The organism is Lutibacter sp., from assembly GCF_021647475.1.
Classification (GTDB): Bacteria; Bacteroidota; Bacteroidia; order Flavobacteriales; family Flavobacteriaceae; genus Lutibacter.
In genome coordinates this window covers 1-22,726 of sequence record NZ_JAKIUR010000003.1, presented here as the reverse complement: position 1 = coordinate 22,726, position 22,726 = coordinate 1, and the positions used below count along the sequence as shown (strand labels likewise).

The 22,726-nt window shown below is 29.4% G+C and carries 13 protein-coding genes and 1 pseudogene; 2 read left to right on the top strand and 12 right to left on the bottom strand.

Annotation, left to right across the window (positions count from 1 at the left end; translation table 11 throughout):
• Positions 1 to 125: 125 nt before the first annotated feature.
• The 12 genes and pseudogenes from L3J60_RS01225 to L3J60_RS01170 form a co-directional block, all read right to left on the bottom strand.
• Positions 126 to 2,831, bottom strand: a complete 2,706-nt coding sequence (locus L3J60_RS01225) for a sialate O-acetylesterase (protein ID WP_291973548.1) — start codon at positions 2,829 to 2,831, stop codon at positions 126 to 128.
• Between the two features lie 77 nt (positions 2,832 to 2,908).
• A complete protein-coding gene (gene bglX, locus L3J60_RS01220; RefSeq protein WP_291973546.1) occupies positions 2,909 to 5,215 on the bottom strand; it encodes a beta-glucosidase BglX in 2,307 nt (768 codons plus the stop codon).
• 2 nt (positions 5,216 to 5,217) lie between these two features.
• Positions 5,218 to 6,066, bottom strand: a complete 849-nt coding sequence (locus L3J60_RS01215; protein WP_366836638.1) for an endonuclease/exonuclease/phosphatase family protein — start codon at positions 6,064 to 6,066, stop codon at positions 5,218 to 5,220.
• Positions 6,056 to 6,895, bottom strand: coding sequence for a glycoside hydrolase family 16 protein (locus L3J60_RS01210; protein ID WP_291973544.1), 840 nt, complete (start codon positions 6,893 to 6,895; stop codon positions 6,056 to 6,058). Before L3J60_RS01210 ends, L3J60_RS01215 begins: the two co-directional genes overlap by 11 nt.
• Before the next feature lie 12 nt (positions 6,896 to 6,907).
• On the bottom strand, positions 6,908 to 8,725 hold the full coding sequence (locus tag L3J60_RS01205; protein ID WP_291973542.1) for a glycoside hydrolase family 2 TIM barrel-domain containing protein: 1,818 nt from the start codon (positions 8,723 to 8,725) through the stop codon (positions 6,908 to 6,910).
• An 85-nt stretch (positions 8,726 to 8,810) separates the two neighbouring features.
• A complete protein-coding gene (locus L3J60_RS01200) occupies positions 8,811 to 9,935 on the bottom strand; it encodes a glycoside hydrolase family 16 protein (RefSeq protein ID WP_291973541.1) in 1,125 nt (374 codons plus the stop codon).
• 298 nt (positions 9,936 to 10,233) lie between these two features.
• Positions 10,234 to 11,181: a PKD domain-containing protein gene (locus L3J60_RS01195; protein ID WP_291973539.1), complete on the bottom strand. Its 948-nt coding sequence runs from the start codon at positions 11,179 to 11,181 to the stop codon at positions 10,234 to 10,236.
• Positions 11,182 to 11,198: 17 nt separating this feature from the next.
• Positions 11,199 to 12,308, bottom strand: coding sequence for a hypothetical protein (locus L3J60_RS01190; RefSeq protein ID WP_291973537.1), 1,110 nt, complete (start codon positions 12,306 to 12,308; stop codon positions 11,199 to 11,201).
• A gap of 26 nt (positions 12,309 to 12,334) precedes the next feature.
• On the bottom strand, positions 12,335 to 13,828 hold the full coding sequence (locus tag L3J60_RS01185; protein ID WP_291973535.1) for a RagB/SusD family nutrient uptake outer membrane protein: 1,494 nt from the start codon (positions 13,826 to 13,828) through the stop codon (positions 12,335 to 12,337).
• An 18-nt stretch (positions 13,829 to 13,846) separates the two neighbouring features.
• Positions 13,847 to 16,978 (bottom strand): TonB-dependent receptor, encoded by a 3,132-nt coding sequence (locus tag L3J60_RS01180; protein WP_291973533.1) that lies wholly within the window; start codon positions 16,976 to 16,978, stop codon positions 13,847 to 13,849.
• Between the two features lie 297 nt (positions 16,979 to 17,275).
• On the bottom strand, positions 17,276 to 20,065 hold the full coding sequence (locus tag L3J60_RS01175; RefSeq protein WP_291973531.1) for a triple tyrosine motif-containing protein: 2,790 nt from the start codon (positions 20,063 to 20,065) through the stop codon (positions 17,276 to 17,278).
• A 436-nt stretch (positions 20,066 to 20,501) separates the two neighbouring features.
• Positions 20,502 to 20,651 (bottom strand): annotated as a pseudogene (locus tag L3J60_RS01170) (IS3 family transposase); the annotation flags it as partial.
• A gap of 317 nt (positions 20,652 to 20,968) precedes the next feature.
• Between L3J60_RS01170 and L3J60_RS01165 the strand changes: the two are divergent.
• Positions 20,969 to 21,154, top strand: coding sequence for a hypothetical protein (locus L3J60_RS01165; RefSeq protein ID WP_291973529.1), 186 nt, complete (start codon positions 20,969 to 20,971; stop codon positions 21,152 to 21,154).
• A 175-nt stretch (positions 21,155 to 21,329) separates the two neighbouring features.
• On the top strand, positions 21,330 to 22,115 hold the full coding sequence (locus L3J60_RS01160; protein ID WP_291973526.1) for a hypothetical protein: 786 nt from the start codon (positions 21,330 to 21,332) through the stop codon (positions 22,113 to 22,115).
• The last annotated feature ends 611 nt before the right edge of the window (positions 22,116 to 22,726 follow it).

The following is a 22,726-nucleotide window of genomic DNA, read 5'->3' as shown; positions in this document are numbered from 1 at the left end:
TTCATAAAAATGAGATTGCTTCCTCATTTCGCTTTGCTTCATTCATCGCAATGACGTAGCTTGTTGATTTTCAACCCGGTATTTATTTTCTTACATCGAACTCAGGTTATTAGTATAAAATTATCCTATTTTATTGGCATTAAATCTGCATAACGTTTACCTAAAATACGTAAACTTACATTATTAAAATGCACATTATCACCCATAGTTTTTAAATCAGAAGTTTTTACTATTTCAATATTATCATTCTTTTTAGCGTATTTTTCTAAAATTTTATTGAATTTTTTCCAATCTGGTCTATCTACTCCAAAATCTCCTAATTCACCAACAACAATTGGCATATTTTTATTACCACATTCTTTTCTAATTTTTGTAAATAAAGTGTTTAATTTTGTTGTATAAGTTGCAAACATTTCTGGTTTTGCATCTGTTTCACCTTGATGCCAAATCATCCCTTTTATGATTCCAACTTTTTTTGCTTTACCAATCATTTTTGTGATATTACTCCATAGATGCATTGTTCTAAATTCGGAATCATCTAACCATTGGTTTACACTACTTCCCCCAACGGCTGTAGAAATCATAGCTACAGTTACATCTTTAGGTACTTTTTTTAGTAATTCATTGCCAAAACTACGCCCGCAATCTAATTTACGATACCAAGGAAAATTTAAGTTAATTGGTTCTTTTAATATTACCCATTCTCCTTTTGTGTTAATCGTTATTAATCTTGGATTTGGAATGGTGTCTTGTGGCATAATTTGTCCATTTCCTTCCATATTGGATTGACCAGCCATTAAATACACCCAAACTTTATCTTTTTTAGGCATTTTTGCAACTTTTTTCACCACTTTTGGATAATATCGGACTCTATTTTCTTTAAAATAACGTACATAATCAATTTTAAAAGTTTGTGGAAAACGAGAAGTATAATCTGGGTTGCCTGGTAAATTTCCTCCTACAGCACAATTCAATATCATAAAAAAAGGTTTAAAAAACGGATTATTGTCCTTATCAATATTTAACTCTTTATATGTTTTATCATAATATTTCTTATTATCAACTAAATATTTAATGCCTTTTTCATCCCAAACAATAGAAAAAACGTGAAAATCATCACTAAAATTACTGTATCGCAATTCGTATTTTTCTCCAATATATTGCGTATTTTTTGTTGCATCATTAAAAATGGTTGTTCCTCTAACTCTAAATGGTATATGACCAACTTCTTCCATAATATCTAATTCACCACAATATGGCCAACCTTTCTCAGAAATATTCTGACCAAGTAACCAAATTGCTGGCCACAAGCCTCGTGTTTTTGGTAATTTTGCTCTTACATCTATTCTTCCAAAATTAAAATTAACTTTTTCACTAGTTTTAATTCTTGAAGAAGACCAATACCCTTTATGCTTATTATCTTTTTTAGCAGTAATAATCAGATTACCATCTTTAACTACGGCATTTTCTTTTTTATACCACACTTTTTCATTATTTCCCCAACCACATAAATTTGGGCAGCCATTACCTAATTCATAAGACCAATTTTTAGTTTTCAATGTATCATCATTAAATTCATCTTGCCAAACTAAATGGTAATCTTTATATTTTAAAGGAGAGGTATAAGCACTATCTTTACGGACAATTCCTTTTCTTTTATCTAGCACATATCCCAAAATATCTTTATTCCATACTTCTTCCATAAGATATTTGTGTGCAATATCATTCATATGAACACCATCTCCACTATTAAATTTTTTCTTAATTGTTCCATTCCAATTTGCAAATCCTTTCCAAAAATCTAATGTATGTCTGCCGTATCTTGTTTCGGTAGAGTCTTTCATTATTTTTTGTAATTTTCTTTTTTCTTTAGACATATTTCTACCTTGGGTAGTACTTATCCAATAAGGAATTTTATTTGCATCTAATGCATTAGTTATTTGTGTATAATTGTCTAATTGCTCTTTTATTGAGTAACCACTACTTACATCATTACTTGGTAAATTTATGATAACTGCATCGGGATTAAATGATATGGCTTTGGTTACATTATGTGCTATATCTGGTTTTGGCCTATTTGCTTTTAATTTAGCATTTGAAGGTAATAATTGATAAGTTGTATAACCACCAACGGCTAAATTTATAACTTCATTATATCCATTAGATCTAATTACTTTTCTACGATAACGATTTACCCAAGCATTTTTAGAATCTTTTGGCCCAGTACCCGCAGCCGTTGATGAGCCAAGAACTACAATTTTAATTGCATCTTCTTTTTTCCCATTGATTACCTTTTTATATTCATTAGGAATTTGACGAATATTAGCAAAATAAGTTATTTCATCTTTACCAGTTGGTTTTTTATTTAAATCTACAAAAAGTGTAATTTTATTATAAGATGGATTTCCAAAAATAGCGTTTGAAAAATCGAACACTAAAGTTTCCCATTCATTTATTCGTGTATTTTTTACGGAAATTGTTGAATTTGAACCGCCATCTTTAGAATCTTCTAATTTAAAACTAAACGAACCTAAATGATCCATAAGAACATCCATTGTAAATCTATTTCCATCTTTAATTTGAACTGGTTTTACTAATTCAGTTGCAATACCAGACCAAACATTAGCGTCTGAAGCTCTTACAATTTCCCCTGCTATTTTACCATCTTTTTTAATGGTTTTAAAAGCATATTTATCTTTACTTAAATGACCATTAGCAAAATAATAAAACTGTTGTTCATTACTATTTTCTAAGTTTATGACTTTAAGACTTCTATTACAAGAAAATAAGGAAAGTCCAAAAATGAATATTAATAAATACTTTTTTAACATATTAAATGAATTATAATTAGTTTTTATTTTTTTCTTTCGAAGGTTTTTTCTGCTTACATTAATAACCAATTAAAACTTTATTTAACTGTAAAAGAAGTCATTAATTTAGCTTTAGAACTTCCACCAATCCAAACATTAAAATCTCCCGGTTCTACTTCCCATTTATTATTAGCAGTATAAAATTGCAATAACTCTCTATTTAAAGTAAAAGTAACCGTTTTAGTTTCGCCCGATTTTAAAGAAATTTTTTCGAATCCTTTTAATTCTCTTACAGGTCTTGTTAAGCTTCCTACCAAATCTCTAATATACATTTGTACAACTTCTTCCCCTTCTATTTTACCTGTATTTGTAACCTCTACAGAAGCTTTTATACTCCCATCTTTATTCATTTCAGATTTATCGAGTTTTAAATTTTTATAATCAAAAGTGGTATAACTTAATCCGTAACCAAAAGGAAATAAAGCTATTTTTGGAGAATCTGTATAACCAGAATAAGTAACATTAACTGGATTGAAAGGTCTTCCTGTATTTTTATGATTATAATATAATGGTTCTTGCCCTACATGATAAGGAAATGAAACTGGCAATTTACCAGAAGGATTATAATCTCCAAATAAAACATCGGCAATAGCATTACCAGACTGAGAGCCTAAATGCCAGCATTCTAAAATTGAAGGTACATGTTCTGCTGCCCAAGTAATTTGCATTGGACGACCATTCATTAAAACAATAACAATGTTTTTATTTACTTTATAAATAGCTTCTAACAAGTCTTGTTGCACTCCTGAAAATCCAATTTTTGCTTGACTTCTTCCTTCACCTGTTTGTAAAGCTACTTCACCTATTGCAAGTATTACGACTTCGGCTTCTTTTGCCGCATTTACAGCAGCAGGAATATCAGATTTATCAGTAGTATTAAATGTTAAAGGAAATAAAAATCCAGTATGTTGTTTATCATCTTTTTTTACAAGTACACATCCTTTTTGATAAATAATTTTAGTGTTTTTACTAACAGCTGATTTAACACCTTCAAGTAAAGAAACTGCTGAATTTGAGCCTCCTTTAGCTCTCCAGTTTCCAATTGGTGCATCTTTATCATCCGCTAATGGACCAATTACCGCTATCGTTTTTATTTTTTTGTTTATTGGTAATAAATTAGTGCTATTTTTTAATAATACAATTGATTTTTTGGCATCTTCACGAGCAAAATCTTGATTTTCTTTTGTGAATATTTCTGTTTTTTCACGTTTTTCATTACAATACTTATATGGATCGTCAAAAAGACCAAGTTTAAATTTAACTCTTAAAATACGTTTTACAGCGTCATTTAATAATGAAATATCAACCTTACCTTCTTTAACTAATTTTTCTAAATAATTTTGATATACATACGATTCCATATCCATATCGCTTCCTGCTTTTACAGCTAATTCTGCTGCTTGTTTTTTATCTTTAGCGTAACCATGAGTAATCATTTCACCTATTGAACCCCAATCGGAAACCACAAATCCATCCCATTTCCAACCTTCTTTTAAAATGGTTCTTTGTAAATTTTCACTTCCTGTAGAAGGGACTCCATCTATTTCATTAAAAGCATTCATAAAAGTGGCTACTCCTGCTTTTGCTACTGCTTTAAATGGTGGTAAAATAGCATTATGTAATTCATGTATTCCAACATTAACGGTATTATAATCTCTACCTGCTTCGGCAAAACCATAGCCTGCAAAATGCTTAGCACAAGCAGCAATAGTGAAATTTTTGCTTAAATCATTTCCTTGAAAACCTAGCACCCTTGCTACTCCAATTTTAGAGGTAAGAAAAGGGTCTTCTCCAGAACCTTCCATAATTCTACCCCAACGAGCATCACGAGAAACGTCAATCATAGGTGCAAATGTCCAATTTATACCAGATGCAGAAGCTTCTTTAGCAGCAATACGAGCCGATTTTTTAATAATTTTAAGATCCCAACTTGCACTTTCTCCTAAAGGGATTGGAAAAATTGTTTTAAAGCCATGGATAACATCATAACCAAAAATTAACGGAATTTTTAATCTTGTATTTTCCATAACAATTTTTTGAGCCTCTCTAACTTTTCTGACTGAAACGACATTTAACATAGAGCCAACACCGCCATTTTTTAAATTTTCTAATTTATCTTTATCGCTAACATTAGATGGAGGTCCTGTAACATCCCAACTACCATTATATTGAACCATTTGTCCAACTTTTTCTTTAAGTGTCATTAATGCTAATACAGAATCTACTTTATGTTCAATGTTATTATTTAAAAATGAGCTAGTACTAATATTTTCCTTTTTATTATTACAGTTTGTAAATAATAACATTAAAAATGACAGTGCTACTATTTGATAAATTATTTTCATGGTTAATTATTTAATTTTAATTCTACAAATACTGGTAAATGATCAGATGGATATTTTAAATTTTTATGATCGCTTAAAACAGCATATTTTTTAACTTTAATTTGTTTTTGTTTTGAAACAAAAATGTAATCTATTCTTTTATTTATAGGTTTATTAAATTGAAATGCATTAAAAGTACCATCAGGTCCAAATGGTTTTTCAATTGAAATTGATTTAGCAGCATTCATTTTTTTAGATAAATCAGTAATTAACTCACTATTTGGTACTGAATTAAAATCTCCCATAAAAATAACAGGATAATTAAGCGTGTTTACCGTATTAATTTTATCTAAAATCATTTTTAACTCCTGCTCTCTAGCTACTTTTCCAACATTATCTAAGTGTGTGTTAAAAACCCAAAAAATTCGATTTGTTTTTATATCTGTAAATAAAGCATAAGTACAAATTCTAAGATAGGCGGCATCCCAACCTTTTGAAACTTTGTTAGGGGTTGGTGATAACCAAAATGTATGCTGCTTTTCAATTTTAAAATTATTTTTTATATAAAAAATAGCGGAATATTCCCCTTTATTTCCTCCTTCTCTACCCTGACCAATTATGTTGTAATTTTCTAATTGATTATTAATATAATTAACTTGATGCGGAAGTCCTTCTTGTGTTCCAAAAATATCTGGTGAATAAAATTTAATTAGAGAAACTAAATTTTCTTTTCTATTTGGCCATGCATTTTCTCCGTCAGAGGCTAAATCTAAACGCAAGTTATACGTCATTAATGTAATATTTTGACCATTAACATTGAATTGTAACAATAAAGAAACAACTATTAAATATAAAATCTTCTTAATTTCCATCGTTTTGTTTTAATTGATAAACTCTAACATAATCAACTTGCATAGTTTGTGGCCAAATTGTTTTATCTACTCCTTCTTTTCCACCCCAAACTCCACCAACAGCAAAATTCATTATTAAGTAAAATGGTTGATTAAATGGCCAATTTTTGATGTTTTTTTCTTTTGGGATATATGTATTTTTAATATTGTCTGGACTATCTACATAAAATTTTATAGCATCTTTTGTCCAAATTATTCCATAAGTATGAAAATCTTTTTCTGCAGTTTTTACATTAATGGCGGTTTTGTTATTTGTTACTCCAAAATCATCTTGTGTATGAATGTTAGTATGCGTTGTGTTTGGTTGGTATCCTACATATTCTAAGATATCAATTTCTCCGCATTTTGGCCATCCGGCATTATCATGATTAGAACCAAGCATCCATAAAGCTGGCCAAGTTCCTTTGCCCATTGGCATTTTTGCTCTAAATTCTATACGTCCATATTTAAATTCTTTTTTATTTTTACTGGATAATCTGGTAGAAGTATATCCGCCTTTTTCATTTTTCCCAGTTCTGATTGCAGAGATGGATAAAATTCCGTTTTCTACCTTATAATTTTCTATATTTTCAACATATTTTTGCCATTCATTGTTAACTTTTCCTGCTTTCCACAAAACAAATGACCAATTTCCTTTGTTAACTTTATTTCCATTAAATTCATCTGACCATACTAATTTATATTGCTTTACTTGGTTTTCTTTTTTTTCGGGTGAAATTTGATTTTTTTTACCACAAGAAAAGTAAATGATTGCTATAAATAAAATTAAAAATAAATTTTTGTAGGTCATTGTTAAATACGATTAGTTGTATTGTTTTTTAATTTTTTTATAGAAATCTTTTAAAGTAAAAAAAGCTTTCTTTTTAACTCCACCATTTGATATAAGCCCTTTTCTATTCCAACCATCTTGAATACCAGGTAACACTCTTTTTGGAGATCTAAAATCTGCCAAAATCCAAGGGCTCATTCCTCTAATGTTTGGAATTTTTTCAATCATTTTAATATTTTGTTGATATAAATATTCTTGATATTCTTCTGTCCAACGTTCTTTAGCTGTACCATGTAAACCTTGCAAAGCACCACCACCAAACTCTGAAATAACAACTGGTTTGTTAAATTTAATATTCCATTTTGCGTTTGGAGCATCTTCTAAAGAACCTCCATACCATCCAGTATATTGATTAAAAGCAACAATATCTAAGTATTTTCCAATTTCATCATCTACAATATTTACCCCGTTACTATTATGTTTTTCTAACGCTGCACTTATTAATCGGGTGCTGTCTATACTTTTGGTAAGGTTAATTAAATTTTTAATAAAATTATTTCTTGCTTTTGAAGGAGGCGTTTCATTTGCCATAGACCAAATAATAATGGAAGCTCTATTTTTATCTCTAGTAATGGCTTCTGATAATTGATTTTCAGCATTTTGTAAAGTATTTTTATTGTTGAAATCTATGGTCCAATAAACTGGAATTTCTTCCCAAACCATCATTCCAATTTTATCTGCTAATTTTAGCATGTGTTCGTTATGTGGATAGTGTGCTAATCGAACATAATTACAACCTAACTCTTTAGCCCAGTTTAAGGCTACCAAAGCATCATCTGTACTATAAGCTCTTGAACCTCGCATAGGGTTTTCTTCATGAATACTAATACCTCTTAAAAAAATTGATTTACCATTTAATAAAATATTTGATTCTTTGGTTTCAATAGTTCTAAAACCAATTTGATCTTTTAAGGTTTGATAATCAGTTTTTATAGAAACATCATAAAGTTTTGGATTTTTGGGATTCCAATATTTTATTTTTTTTGATTTTATCTCAAATTTTACTTTGCCATCTTTATCTGTAGTTAATTGTTTTTCTATTTTTAATTCGGGGATAGAGATTATAACTTTTTCACTTTTGGAACCCTTATTCAATTTAACATAACCATTAATACTATTTTTATCGTTTTTTTTAAGTTGAATATTATAATCTTGAATAAAAGTTAATGGCTCTTCAATTAATTTAACATCTCTTGTTATGCCGCCGTAATTCCACCAATCTGTATTTGTTGTGGGAACAGCATCTTTATGTCTGGTATTATCTACTTTTACCACTAAATAATTACCAACGGGTTTTACAATAGAAGTAATTTCAAAATTAAATGGTGTAAAACCACCTATATGTGTACCTAGTTTTTTTCCATTAAGGTAAACTTCTGCTTTATAATTTATGGCTCCAAAATATAGGAATAAACGTTTTTTGTTAGGCAAATTATAATCAAAAGATTTTTTATACCAAATGGTACCTTCATAATAAAACAATTTTTCTTTTTGAGAATTCCAATCACCTGGAACTAATAAAGTAGGAGATGTATCAAAATTATATTCAACCAATTCCATTTTATTTTTAGCATGATAATTATTATAAAAAGCAGCATTATTATTTTCAGGTAATTGGTCATAAGGCTGATGTCTATAATTATAATATCCTGTTTGATAAGGATCTACAATATAATGCCATGTACCATTAAGTGTAGTAGTATTTCTATTGGTTGTGTTAATAATTAAATTTTGAGACAGCCCAATAAAAGGTAAAATTAATGCGATTTTAATAAAGAATGATTTATGCATAAAAAGATTCAAAAATTGATTAATTTAAATAAATTTCGGTTTTAATTTTAATGTTATTTTTTATAACTAAATTTTATAATTAGGCTTACTGATACACTCTTACATAATCTATTTCCATAGTTCCTTGCACAAAATTAGGGTCTATGCTTCCTCCAAAATTACCACCCATAGCTACATTAAGAATTATAAATTGATTAGCATTAAACGGCCAAGTATCACTGTTTTTTGTTGATGGATTATAGGTATAATATACTTTATTATCAATTAGGAATTCTATTTTATCTGAGGTCCAATTAACGGCATAAATATGAAATGCTGTTGAAGCATCGGCTACATTAATTGTTTTTGTATTTACAGTTGCTCCATAACTTGATGGAGTGTGAATAGATTCATGAATTGTACCTAAATCGTTTCCAATATGCTCCATAATATCAATTTCACCACAAGCAGGCCAACCAACAGTTGTAATGTTTGAACCTAGCATCCAAATAGCAGGCCAAGTTCCACCACCTTCAGGTAGTTTTGCTCTAATTTCAATTTTACCATATTTAAAACTAAATTTACCTTGAGTTTTTAATCGGGCTGAAGTGTATTCATAGCCTTGATAATTTTCCTTTTTGGCTTTAATTTTTAAAATTCCATTTTCAATACTAACATTGTCAATTCTACTCGTATAATATTGAGATTCATTATTTCCCCAACCACAAACATTAGGGCATCCATCACCCAAATCATAAGTCCATTTTGTAGTATCTGGTGTGGTGCCTGAATCAAATTCATCAGACCAAACCAAATTTGAAGTAGCCGTTACCATTATGGTTATATCTTTTGAAGATTTTATTGAATTTCCTGTTGATGAGTACGCTAAAACATCAATAGTAAAAGTGTTAGTGCCACTTTCTTTATACGTATATTCAAATGTTCCAGTAGCATTATTTTCTTCACCTCCAGTACCAGGACGGAATCCATAAGAAACAGCATTTGTTGCTGATACATCAATTTTAATTGTACCCGAACCATCACCGTATGGTAAATTTGAAGTTGATCCTACTATTTCTACTGAAAAAGTAAGATTACTAGGTATTACTATAACTGGATATGGTGGAATTATGGGATTATCACCTCCTCCGCCACCACAAGAACAAAATAACAGAAGAGCAACTAAAAGGCTCATCATTATTGTTTTATCAATAAACTGATCAATTCTCATTTTATAAAAAATTAATTTGAATTATTTTTTAATAATTATTACTAAAATTGAAAAAGTATTGAAATTGAAGCATCATTATTACTGAAATTCAAATTTCACTTAAAGTTAACTATATATAAATTATACTATAAGTTTGTAATTAGTTTAATTTAATTTTCTCTTGATAAAGAGATTCCTCCTAATTAGGAGAAATCTCAATTCAAATTATCATAGTATTTGATTTTTACGTTCATTTTCATTAATCAAATACCAATAATGGAAACAAAATTAACTTAAACAATTAGTTTATAATTTATGATTATGGTGCTACTACTTTTAACCTTACATACCAAGTAGCATCATTTGTTCCCGGATCAGATGTAGCTCTTAAATACATGGTTGTATCGGTAATTTCTATAATCATCATTCTGTGTGAACCATTAAAAAATCCACAATATCCTAGTTTTTCAAAAGTAATAATTGTTCTGTCAACACCGTCACTACCTTTTTCACCATCAAAATCAAATCCCTCAGTATAATCAGGATAATCAAGTATCCATTCACTACCATATCCACCAAAAACACCTGGGGTTGCTGGATCAAAATCTCTAGCAAATGCCCACTTATATCCGTATAAATCACCATTTGTTACATGAGTATATACTTTAGTATTTGTAAAGGTGTATCTATCATCGTAGATTCCTTTCCCTGCTTTACCATTTGGACCAACTTTAAACCAAGTGGCATCAAAAGTTTCTGCATTTCCATCTGGTCTATCTGGTCCAGGGCCTAAACCTAGGTTTCCATTAAGATCTGAATCTATCATCCATGTTTTACCTGTAGCACTGTCACCCGTAAGCATGGTAACTATGGCAGGGTCAACATTAAAAGCATAATACACATCTATTTCTTTAATTAGAGATGTTGTAGATCCTCCTTTTCCAATGGCAGTAACCATAACTCTATAATGTTTTGTTCCTACTTTACCATATTTTTTAGATTTAGTAGCAGGATACACTTTAGGTGCGGAGCCATCACCAAAATCTACTTTATAAGAAATAGCATTTTTTGCATTAAACGTGAAATTTACTATTCCTGAACCATCACCGTTAGGCAATACATCAGTTTTACCAGCAATATCTGCGGTTATTGTTAAATCTGTTGGAGCCGATAAATCTCCTAACGAATAATTATCTTCTTTGCAGCTTGTAAATCCTAATAGGATAACTGCAAAAATTAAGGCTATTGTTTTTATTTTAGTTCTCATAATTATCATATTATTTATTAGTTAGTAAATCTAATATCATCTATATAAATAGTTGCAAAATCACCATTAGTTCCTCTATTGAATCTCAACACGAAACGAGGAAAAGTTGTACCTGCTGGAATAGTTCCATCAGTTAGCATTGGTCCAAAATCAAATACTAATTCTTCCCAAGCTCCAGAAGTTGTTAATGGCACTTCTAACATTGCAATTCCATTTGAAATAGTTCCTTGTTCCAACTCTAATTTAAGTTTCTTGCCAATATTTACAGCATCTGGAGTATAAACCAATATTTTAACTTTACTACCTTGTGAAAAATCAAAAGCTGTAGGATTATCTAAACGAGAATATGTTCCGCTCCATTCTTCCCAACCTCTTCTAAATTTACCAACTGTTGCACTTGTGTTTAAACCAGATGGATCAGGATTAGCTTCTTTGCTAAATTGTTGTCCACCACCAAAAGTTCCAAAAAAGTAATTTACAAATGGGTTTTCAAAATCTATTGGTAAAAGATAAGGATCAAACATTGTTACATCGGTAACCTGTTCTGTTTGAGCAGCACCTCCACTTAAGGCAACTACTTTAACGGTGTAGTTTCCTGCAACAGCATAATCATGTTCAACTTCTCCACCAATTTCTAACGGAGTTCCTACTTCATTTGCATCTTCACCAAAATAAACTAGAAATGAAGCAGCATAATCTGCTTCAGCTTTAACTTTTAGATTATGAACATTTTTAGTGAAAGTAACATTCAAATTTTCTGGAGCTCTATACACAATTGATAATGGATATGTTTTTTCGGTTTTAACACCATTTAAAGCAACTCCTACAATTTTAACAGTATAATCACCTTCGGCATATTTATGCACTATTTTATCTCCTGATTGGACAGTTGCTGGGTCTGCTGCTGCGTCATCGCCAAAATAAATGTTAAAAGTTCCAACGGCCTCTCCACTTGGAGTAATGGTTACATCGCCTGAATTATCGTCAGTAACATCAAAAACAGCTTCAATTTTACTTGGAGAAGTTATAGAACTTAAAGAAGATAGGTCTTCGTATTTATCTACACTACATCCACTCACAAAAGCCACTATGATAAGTAAGCTTGTAATATATTTTATTTGTTTCATTATTTTGCTTTTAAAATTATACATAATTAATACCCAGGATTTTGGGTAAGTCCTGAAATATCAATTTCTCTCTGAGGAATAGGGAAAATTTCATTTTTACCAACAATAAAATTTGGTAATACTGTTGCTGCCTGTCCAGTTCTAATTAAATCAAAAAGACGATCTCCTTCCATAGCTAGTTCCAGTCTTCGTTCATGCCAAATAGCTTCTTTTGTAGCAGTAACACGATGAGAAGCATCACCAAATGCTCTATCTCGAACCATATTTAAATATCCTTGTGCTTTAGGAATATTAGGTGCTGAAGATCTAACATTTGCTTCAGCTGCCATTAAAAGAACATCAGCATATCTTATTATTCGTTGATTATTATCATAATTTAATTCTACTTGACCGCTAGTGTGCCCTTTTCTAGGTAGGTATTTTTTATTGTATAAACCTGTATTTTTATAAGGTGCAACATCAAATGAAACGTTTAAGGATGGGTTATCAATTTTATATTGTTCCACATCAAAAACAGTTGCATCTTTCCTTTGATCACCAGCTTCATAAGCATTTGCTAAATCTTGAGTTGGTAAATTAGTACTCCATCCTGCAGCATATGGCATATCAGCAGTTCCTGACAAACCTCTAACTCCACATTGTTGCACAGCATAATTACCTTGACCTCTAGTTGCTCCTCCCCAATTATAATATGGGCTTCCATTAGAGTATTGTACTTCAAAAATTGATTCGGGACCGTTTTCGCCGTCTGTTAAAAACATGGAATCAAAATCTGTAACTAAACTAAATGGGCCATTAACAACGTTTTCTAACATTGCAGCAGCTTCATCAAATTTGTTTTCGTATAAATATACTTTACCTAATAAGGCTTGAGCGGCATATTTAGTTACTCTTCCTAATTCTGGATTTGAAGGAGGTAAAACCTCTATTGCAGCCTTTAAATCTTTTTCAATTTGTGCATATACATCTGCTTTAGGAGATCTTTGTAAAGTTCCAAAATCTTCAACTCCTAGTTTGCGGTCTGTGAATAGAACAACATCGCCATACATTTTTACCAAATCAAAATAATAGTAGGCTCGTAAAAAATAAATTTCACCATACATAGCTTCTTTACCAGTAAATTCAACAGTATTGCCTAAACTATTAGCATCTTTATAACTTATTAAATAGTTAGTTCTATTAACACCTTCATAGGCTACTTTCCATAAATCTGCAATTAAAGAATTATTAGTAGTTATGGTATAATCATCCATTTCTTGCAATCTACCAACGTCTGATGCATTTTCACCTCCAGCTGTTGCATTATCTGTTGCAACATCACCAACTACATATAATTGGTTTAGCCATTGCGTAGGAGTATAACAGCTTACAGCCATTTGTTGATAGTCAGATTCTGTTTGTAAAAAATCTGCTTCAGTAACTTTGTATTCATCATGAGGATTAAAATCTACCCAATTTTGACAGCTTGTAAAAGCCGAAAGAAGGATTATAATTCCTATAATTTTATTTATGTTTTTCATTTTGTTCATTTTAGAAGTTTAAAATTTTAAGTCTACACCTGCTGAAATGGTTCTTGCCTGTGGATAAGCTCCACGGTCAATACCTGTATTTAAAATACCACCAGCAATTTCAGGATCATAACCAGTATAATTAGTAAATGTATAAAGGTTTTTAATTTGTGCATATACTCTAATTTTAGTGAATACTTTACTTGCAAACATTGATTTTGGAATGGTATAACCAAAAACAACATTTTTAATTTTCACAAATGAACCATCTTCAACATATCTATCTGAAGCTCTAATATTACTATTAGCATCAGAGAAAGTATATCGAGGATTATTTGCATCATTAGTTGAACCCGGCCCAGTCCATCTATCTAAAATATTTCTAAATTTATTAGTGAATTGTGCATTACGTTCATAAGCTCTATAAATATCATTTCCTACGGATGCATAGGTAAATACACTAAGATCAAATCCTTTATAGGACATATTAACATTCCAACCCATTGTAAAATTAGGGAAAGGATCTCCTATTTTTGTTCTGTCTAAATCCGTAATTTTTCCATCGCCATTTAAATCTTTAAATTTAATATCACCTGGAACAGCCCCTATTTGAGTAGGACTAGACGCAACCTCTGCGGCTGTTTGAAACAAACCATCTGTTTCCCAACCATAAAAATAACCTGGTGTAAATCCTTTTTCAAATCTTGTTACAGATTGACTTTGCCCATTAAAGAAACTTCCTCCTCGAACAACAGCTGTACCATCACTATTAGTTGCTGTTACCTTATTAGTAGAAGTTGTAAAGGTAAATGATGTATTAAATTTATATTTATTAGTATCTAAAGTATTATAACCTAAAGTTAAATCAACACCAGTACTTTTTGTAGTTCCAATGTTAGAAGCTACTGGTAACGAAGTTCCAGCCATTAAAGGTGGTGCATCAACAAATAATAGACCATCTACTTTCTTTTCGAAATAATCAGCAGTTAAAGAAAATCTTTTTAGTGCATTTATATCAAATCCAGCATTTAATTGTTTTTGTTTTTCCCATCTTAATGTTGGATTACTGAATGAATTAACCGTAGAACCTGGAAAAAATACACCATTAAAAGTATAACCATTACTATTAGCAGTTGAGCCATAACTAGGACCACCTGTTGATATACTTACAAACTGAGGCTGTACATTTTCATTACCTGTTGTACCGTAACTTCCTCTAATTTTTAAGAAATCTATAATATCTGATTTAAAAAAGTCCTCTTTAGTTGCAACCCATCCTAGTGATCCTGCATAAAAATTACCGAATCTATTATTAGCACCAAATGCGATAGAACCATCCCGTCTGCCTGTAAATGAAGCTAAATATTTTCCTTCATAATCATAATTGATTCTACCAAAATAAGAAGCATTTTTTCTAGTTAAATTTTGATAACTTGAACCTGTTTGGGCTTTAGTATTTGTAGCAGTATTTATACCAGTTGCAGCACTTATATCTGCCCAAGCCCATGAGTTGTCACGTACATCCTCTCTTGAAGCTGTAAACCCTGAACCTGTGGTTTTTGCAACAGATATTCCAACTACAATATCAAAATTGTGTTTTTCTTTAATATTAAAGGTATAATTAACGAAATTTTCAAAAGTGAAATCAAAGTTAGAATTTGAGAATTCAGTTACGCTATTATGTTTACCTGCTACTGTAGTACCATCGGCATTTAAGGTACTTGATACATTTTGCGGGCCGTAAAATACTAGTGGATTAAACCGTTTACCTACTTGATCCCATTTAATATAACCAAGCCTTGAGGTTACTTTTAAATTTTTTATTACATCATATTGTAATTCTGCTTTTCCATAAAGTTTATTACCATTACTTCTATTATAAGTATTTTCTAATTTAGTAAGTGGGTTAAAAATTTCTGATTTTAATAAATTACTATATCCATATGTTCCAATTGTATTTGGAACCGTATTAAATATTTCTACTGTAGGATCAAAATTTAGTGCACTACCAATTATTGAATTAAAAGAATTTGATGAAACAGATTGACTTTTAATATTTACATAACTTGTATTTAAAATTAATTTTAATTTAGGTGATAAATTAAAATTAAGATTTGCAGTAACATTTATCCTATTAAAATTAGATTTGTCTCCTCCACCAACAATACCATCTTGACCTAAATAACTTGTAGATAAAAAATAACTCATTTTATCGCTACCACCACTTGCAGATAAACTATGTGATATAATATCAGCATCTTTAAATATTTCGTCTTGCCAATTTGTTCCAACTCCCAATACTGAAAGATCAGGGAAAATTATATTTCCCCCAGCAGCTAAACTGCCTTCATTTACTATTGCTCCATATTCTGTTGCGTTTAATACACCAATAGTTTTTATTACGGATTGTACTCCTAAATTTGTATTAAATGTAAATTGAGCTTTTTGATTTTTATGCCCACTTCGTGTAGTAACAACAATTACACCATTACCACCTTTTACACCATAAATAGATGTGGTAGCGGCATCTTTTAATACGTTTAAAGATTTAATATCAGATGGATTAATAGCATTTAAATCACCTAAAGTTTGTGGAACGCCATCTATAATAACTACAGGATCGGTTCCAGAATAAGAAGGAATACCTCTGATTAAAACAGTAGGCTTGCTTCCTGGAACACCGCTTTGAATAACAGATACACCAGAGGCAGTTCCTTGTAAAGCTTCTTCTGCTCTAACCGGTTTAAGTTGCTCAATTTCTGCCGATTTAACCGTTGAAATAGCTCCTGAAATTTTTGTTATTTTTTGAGTACCATACCCAATTACAACAACTTCATTAAGCGAACTAACATCAGCTTGAAGCGTAATACGCATAGATGAATTTGTAATAGTAACCTCTTTAGTTTTATATCCTAAATAAGATACAATTAAAGTGGTTGAAGCATTAGAAACCTCCAATGAAAATTTACCGTCAAAATCTGTTGACGCTCCATTCTTTGTTCCTTTCTCTTCTACTGACGCACCTGGTAATGGAGTATTATCCTCTGTGGAATATACTGTACCAGTAACTTTCTTTTTAGATTGAGCTGAGACTACAATACTAAAAAATAAAAAAAGTGTAAAAATTAATCTTACTTTTTTTGAAAATGAATTTAATTTCATAAATATTGAGTTTTGATAGTTTTTTGTTTTACTAAATCGATATAGTTAATTTAGTTATACGATTAGCATTTTTAAATTTAAACCTAAATATTACTTATTTCACAAATAACACCTATACAAAAAACATACATCATAAACTTAAAACCTTAAAATTAAGGATATCTAAAATAATTCCTTTAAAATAGACGGATTTAACAAGGTTATAACAATTTGTAGCATGGGACGAAATCTAAAAATATAGCTCTATAAGGTTTTCGTAAAGGTAATGTTGTGGTAAAAAATAAAAATGTTGTAGTTCTAAATTTCTAGAATATGGCTAATTAAGCTATCTTTATGACTTAAATTCATTTTTTTTCGTAATCTGTAACGTTTTATTTCAACACTTCTAACTGAAATATTAAGTAATGGTGCAATTTCTTTAGATGTTAAATTTAATCTTAAAAATGCACAAAAGCGTAAATCATTTGGAGTTAAATTTGGATGCGATTTTTTAATTTTTTCAAAAAAGTTTTTATCTGCACTATTAAAAGCTTCTTCAAAAAATTTCCAATCATTTGAATTCTTTAAATCTTGGTCAATTAATTTTATTACGGAATTGTCTTTTAATTCTAAATTTTTAGAATTCATTTCTTTTTTAATGTTATTTAAAACTTCATTCTTTTTAATTAAACTCATTGTTAAAATTGCTAATTCTTTATTTTTGGAATCAATTTCTTGATTTAATTTTTCATTATTAAAACGAACTTTTAATCGTTCATTTTCCTTTTCTTGATGCTCAATTTGCTTTTTATAATGTTTTTTATAAGCTTTATGAATTAATAATGCTATGGCAAATAAAATGAATACATAAATAATTATAGCCAACTTTGTAAGATACCAAGGTCTATTAATTATAAATTGAAAATTACTAATATTTTGACTTAATTTATTACCAATTTTAGCTCTAACTTCAAAATTATACTTTCCAAATGAAAGGTTTTCAAAACTTACATTAGTTTGTGAATCCCAATTACTCCAGTCATTATAATAACCATTTAGCTTATATTGATATTTTATAATTTGATATTTATCGTAAACTGGCACACTATATTGAAAGAAAATTGAATTTTGATTAACCTTTAATTCGGTTGTTTTTATGTTTTGAAGTACATTAAGTTTTTGAACTACTTTATCTCTACTTTTTATAACAATTGAATTAAGATAAATTGTGTTTTTCCCTGAAGTATTAATTTTTGAAATATCAATAATTAAATAACCGTTTGTTGTTCCTAAAAGATATTTATTTTTTTCGAGATAAGAAATATTTTCATATCCAATAATTCCTTTTCTTAAACTAGCTGGAATGGAGAGATTATTAATTTTTAATTTGTTAGTTATATTATTAAATGAAACATAACTTATGTATTCTTTTGAAAAACCCCATAATTTCCCCGTTTCATCAACAACTATTTTCCCTGACAAAAAGCCTCCGTCCAATATAAGAGGACTTAATATTGTGTCTTTTAAAAAATGTTTTTTGTTAACATTGTACTTAAAAATTCCATTTTCTACTGCGTACAAAAGTTGGTGTTTATATTTGGATAAACTTGAACTTTTTCCAACTGGTAAAAGAGAATCTTTATTAATTTTGTTTACTTCAGTCAATTTTCTATTCACTTCCAAGGTAAAAATTCCTGTTGTATATTCATGGCTTACACAAATTTCTGAATCACTCAAAAAATTAAAATATCTAGCAGAACTATCAAATCCTTTAATTTTATTTTTTAATTTCCAACTTCCAGATTCCTTGCTTAAAACATATAAACCTTTATAGTTACCTTGTAATAATTCCTGATTATTGTTTGGCACAGGTCTAAAACCCCAAGTACCATGTATGTTTGCAATTAACTGTGCTTTATTTTTTTTAATAATAAAAGTACCATAATCATGCCCACAAAAAAGTTTATTGTCAAAAATAAACAAGCTCCATACTTGCCCAGCAGTACCTTCTATAAATTTGAAACTGCTATTTTTAGTATTCCATTTTTTATAAAACACACCTTGATTTGTACCGATATATAAATAGCTATTAAAAATTTTAGAATCGTATATTGTGCCTATATTTCCAATATTATCCTTAAAAATTCTTACTGCAGATTTAATATTTATGGTACTAATACCGTTATCTAATCCAACCCAAATATTCTCATTTTCATCTTCAAAAATAGATAACGCTGTATTATTAATAAGACCATTTTTTTGATTAATCTGATATTCAATTTCACCTGATTTACTTAAAAAAACAACTCCGTTTGATATTGTCCCTAACACAAAACTTTTATCATTTAATTGAATACTATTAAAGACATTTACCTTTTTTAAAAAATTTGAAGCAGCAATATTCCAAATTGAAATTTTATCATTTTTAAAAACATAGAATCCAGAGTTTCTAGTCTGAATTAATAAGCCTCCATGAATTGAAAACATATTTATAACCCTATCTTTCTTAAAAATAGGTTCATCATATATTAATTGATTTTTACCTTTTACTATTTTATAAACACCTTCACTTTCAACATAATAATAAATTATATCATTTATATTAAAAACCTTTAAAATAGCATTGTTTGAATTTATCACATTAAATTCATCGTTCACAGTATCATAAAAATAAATTCTATTATGCGTTTGAAATAAAATCCAATTATCATATTCAATAATATTCCAAAATTGTTCACCTTCAATTAATGGAGTTTTAAGTTTGTTAATTAATGAGGTGTAATAAAGATTACCAAATTTATTACGTTGCCAAAACCCAAATTCCATATAGCAACCTGTATAAATTTTATTACCAATAACTTTTACAGACCTAATAATAGTGCTGTTTGGTGAATTATAGAGATTCCATTCTGCACCATTATACTCCAATAATCCGCTATTATTAGCTACATAAATATATTTTTCAGATGATTGTGATATAGACCAATTTTGATTTTCTGCTCCGTAATCTTCTGGAGTATAATTTTGTATAGGTGGTAATTCCTGAGCACTTAACTTAATAGCAGCCAGAAATAATAAATAAAAAAGTATGCTTTTCTTAAAGTTCAAACCTAAAATTATGAATACAATATTACAATTTTTATTAGGTTTTTAAATATCTAAAAAACACTTATTAAATTAAATTTAACAAATACATACAATTTAATTGAATTTAAATGCACACCAAATGATAAAAAATAGAAATTAATTACTGATTGTCCATAATCTTACATAACGTCCATCACCCTAAAACGAGCCCGCCTGCTGCTGGCAGGTTCAGCATGACGGTGTTCTTTATTATTACTAATTACGGACATACAAATTAATTATTATCAAAAATCAATGTCAAAAAAATTATAAAATAAAAAAAACGGTTTAGTGTGAACTAAACCGTCTATTTTAAAACAATTCTACTTAGTAGAGCTAACAGAAAAATCTTCGAACAGTTTGATGGAAATCTTACAAGAATTTGAAATATTTTTATGAATGAAAATCACGACTAAGATTACATTCGTCTATTATACCAAACTTCTATATATTCAAATACTGCTAATTTAGCTTCTTCTATGATTTTAAAACTATGATGATAAATCAATTCAGACTTCAGTGTTTTAAAGAATGATTCTACCACAGCATTATCCCAACAATTTCCTTTTGCTCATTTAATTTATTTTAAATTAAGGAATTCGTGATGTGCTATGCAATTCTATGTAAATTCCTGAAATAGGTTGACTAAAAATCAAACAATTAATTATAGTCACTTATGAAACAAGAAAAACAAGACTGTCGAAAAATACAGTACAAAAAAGTAACCTTTGAGCATAAATTATTCGTCATTGCCCAAATAACTAATGGACAGATATCTGTAAATTACGCTTCAAAAAAGTATGATATTTCTAGGTCATCTTTACATTATTGGATTTACATTATTGGATTAAAAAATATGCTACCTTTAATCAAAAATTAAAGAGTATGAGTAAAGATGATACCATCAAGAAATTGAATGAAAAAATTGAAGAATTAGAATTCGTTAAAGAGTTTCAGCAAGACATTATTGCTGATATGGAAATTATTACTGGAACCAATTTATCAAAAAAGTTCTTGCCCAAAACATTAGCAAAAGAAATAGCGAAAAAGAAAGTAAATCGTTTAAAGTAAAATGGATTTACCAGTGTTTTGGGATTAGTAAACAAGCTTACTATAAAAGGCTTAAATCGCACAAAAACAAAGAATTAAACTATAAAATAAACTTAACGGTAAAATAAAAATGTCATCGTTGAAATTCAACAACGAAATCATGCCAAAACCGCTGTGTGTAATTAAAATCACTAAAATGGAAATTAACGGAAAAACTAAAATTTATGGAATACTAGGAGATCCAATTCATCATGTGTCCGTACCAAAGTTAATGAATCATCTTTTTGCTAAGAAAAAAGAAAACAAAGTTCTTATTCCTATTCACGTTGACAAAATCTCTTTAAAATCAACTATTGAAGGGCTTAAATATATTCAAAATTTTAATGGTTTAGTAATTACAATGCCTCATAAGACTGAAATAGTAAAATATCTTGATGAAGCTTCAGAAGAAGTTAAAAGAGTTGGAGCTTGTAATGTTATAAAAAGAACATCGGAAGGACTATTGAAAGGTACTTTACTAGATGGAAATGGATTTATTGAAGGGTTGAGGCATCACAAACATTCGATAAAATCAAAAAATATCTTTTTACTTGGAGCGGGTGGAGCAGCTTCTGGAATTGCTTATTCTCTATGTGAAAATGGCATTAAGAAATTAACTATTTATAATCGGTCGAAAACTAAAGCTTCTACATTAATAGAAAATTTAAAAGTTATCTATCCTAACATTGAAATAGGTTACAAAGACCAAATTTCAATGGATACTGACATTTTAATTAATGCTACTTCAGTTGGAATGCAAGAGAATGACAAGCCAATATTATCGCTTTCAAATCTTGCTTCTAACACTCTTGTTGCAGAAATAATAACAAATCCCAAAATTACTTGTACTCTAAAAAAGGCAATTGAAAAAGGTTGTAAAATTCATAAAGGAATTGCAATGTTGAAAGGACAAATTAGACTAATGAATGAATTTATGGACTAGAAATAACTACACACAACACTGGTAATCGTTACGCAAGGCAGTAATAAATCATATAACCCAACTCAAAAGCTCCATTTTAAGGGGCTTTTGTTTTTTGTAATTGCTATTGAAATTTCAATTTTTAAGGTCAGCCAATACCCTTATTTTAGGTGTAAATAGCTCTTTTAACTGTAAAACAAAATGATTCATTGCTTTGACATCACTTTTTACAATTTTTATAATGAATTTTAGGTATTTCTTAAGGTTATAAGCCATTGCTGAGAAGTGTATCATTTTGTTTGCTTGCTGTATTCCAATGGTATTTATTTTTTGAAAACCCATAAACTGTGTTAGGATCCCAAATACGAATTAGCTAAGAGAACCATATCAGGAATATAAGTAGTCGAACCTATTTTATTACAAGAAGATAGTTTTAATAGTGTTTTTAGTTGTTTTTATTACCAAAATAGGGTTCAAAAAAGACCAGTTTTTAGTATCTTGGTGCATAAAACCTTGTCAAATGCGTTCACATAAAATCGATACAAATCAATATAATTTTTTAGGAAATACGCTAGGAGAACTTTTAAATCCCAAACACGAACTTTATCTTTTAACCAATACGATTGATTGGA

Excerpts from the sequence above, each read along its gene's own strand:
- L3J60_RS01225 (WP_291973548.1), bottom strand. The coding sequence starts at position 2,831 with ATGTTAAAAAAGTATTTATTAATATTCATTTTTGGACTTTCCTTATTT.
- bglX (WP_291973546.1), bottom strand. The coding sequence starts at position 5,215 with ATGAAAATAATTTATCAAATAGTAGCACTGTCATTTTTAATGTTATTA.
- L3J60_RS01215 (WP_366836638.1), bottom strand. The coding sequence starts at position 6,066 with ATGGAAATTAAGAAGATTTTATATTTAATAGTTGTTTCTTTATTGTTA.
- L3J60_RS01210 (WP_291973544.1), bottom strand. The coding sequence starts at position 6,895 with ATGACCTACAAAAATTTATTTTTAATTTTATTTATAGCAATCATTTAC.
- L3J60_RS01205 (WP_291973542.1), bottom strand. The coding sequence starts at position 8,725 with ATGCATAAATCATTCTTTATTAAAATCGCATTAATTTTACCTTTTATT.
- L3J60_RS01200 (WP_291973541.1), bottom strand. The coding sequence starts at position 9,935 with ATGAGAATTGATCAGTTTATTGATAAAACAATAATGATGAGCCTTTTA.
- L3J60_RS01195 (WP_291973539.1), bottom strand. The coding sequence starts at position 11,181 with ATGAGAACTAAAATAAAAACAATAGCCTTAATTTTTGCAGTTATCCTA.
- L3J60_RS01190 (WP_291973537.1), bottom strand. The coding sequence starts at position 12,308 with ATGAAACAAATAAAATATATTACAAGCTTACTTATCATAGTGGCTTTT.
- L3J60_RS01185 (WP_291973535.1), bottom strand. The coding sequence starts at position 13,828 with ATGAAAAACATAAATAAAATTATAGGAATTATAATCCTTCTTTCGGCT.
- L3J60_RS01180 (WP_291973533.1), bottom strand. The coding sequence starts at position 16,978 with ATGAAATTAAATTCATTTTCAAAAAAAGTAAGATTAATTTTTACACTT.
- L3J60_RS01165 (WP_291973529.1), top strand. The coding sequence starts at position 20,969 with ATGAGTAAAGATGATACCATCAAGAAATTGAATGAAAAAATTGAAGAA.
- L3J60_RS01160 (WP_291973526.1), top strand. The coding sequence starts at position 21,330 with ATGGAAATTAACGGAAAAACTAAAATTTATGGAATACTAGGAGATCCA.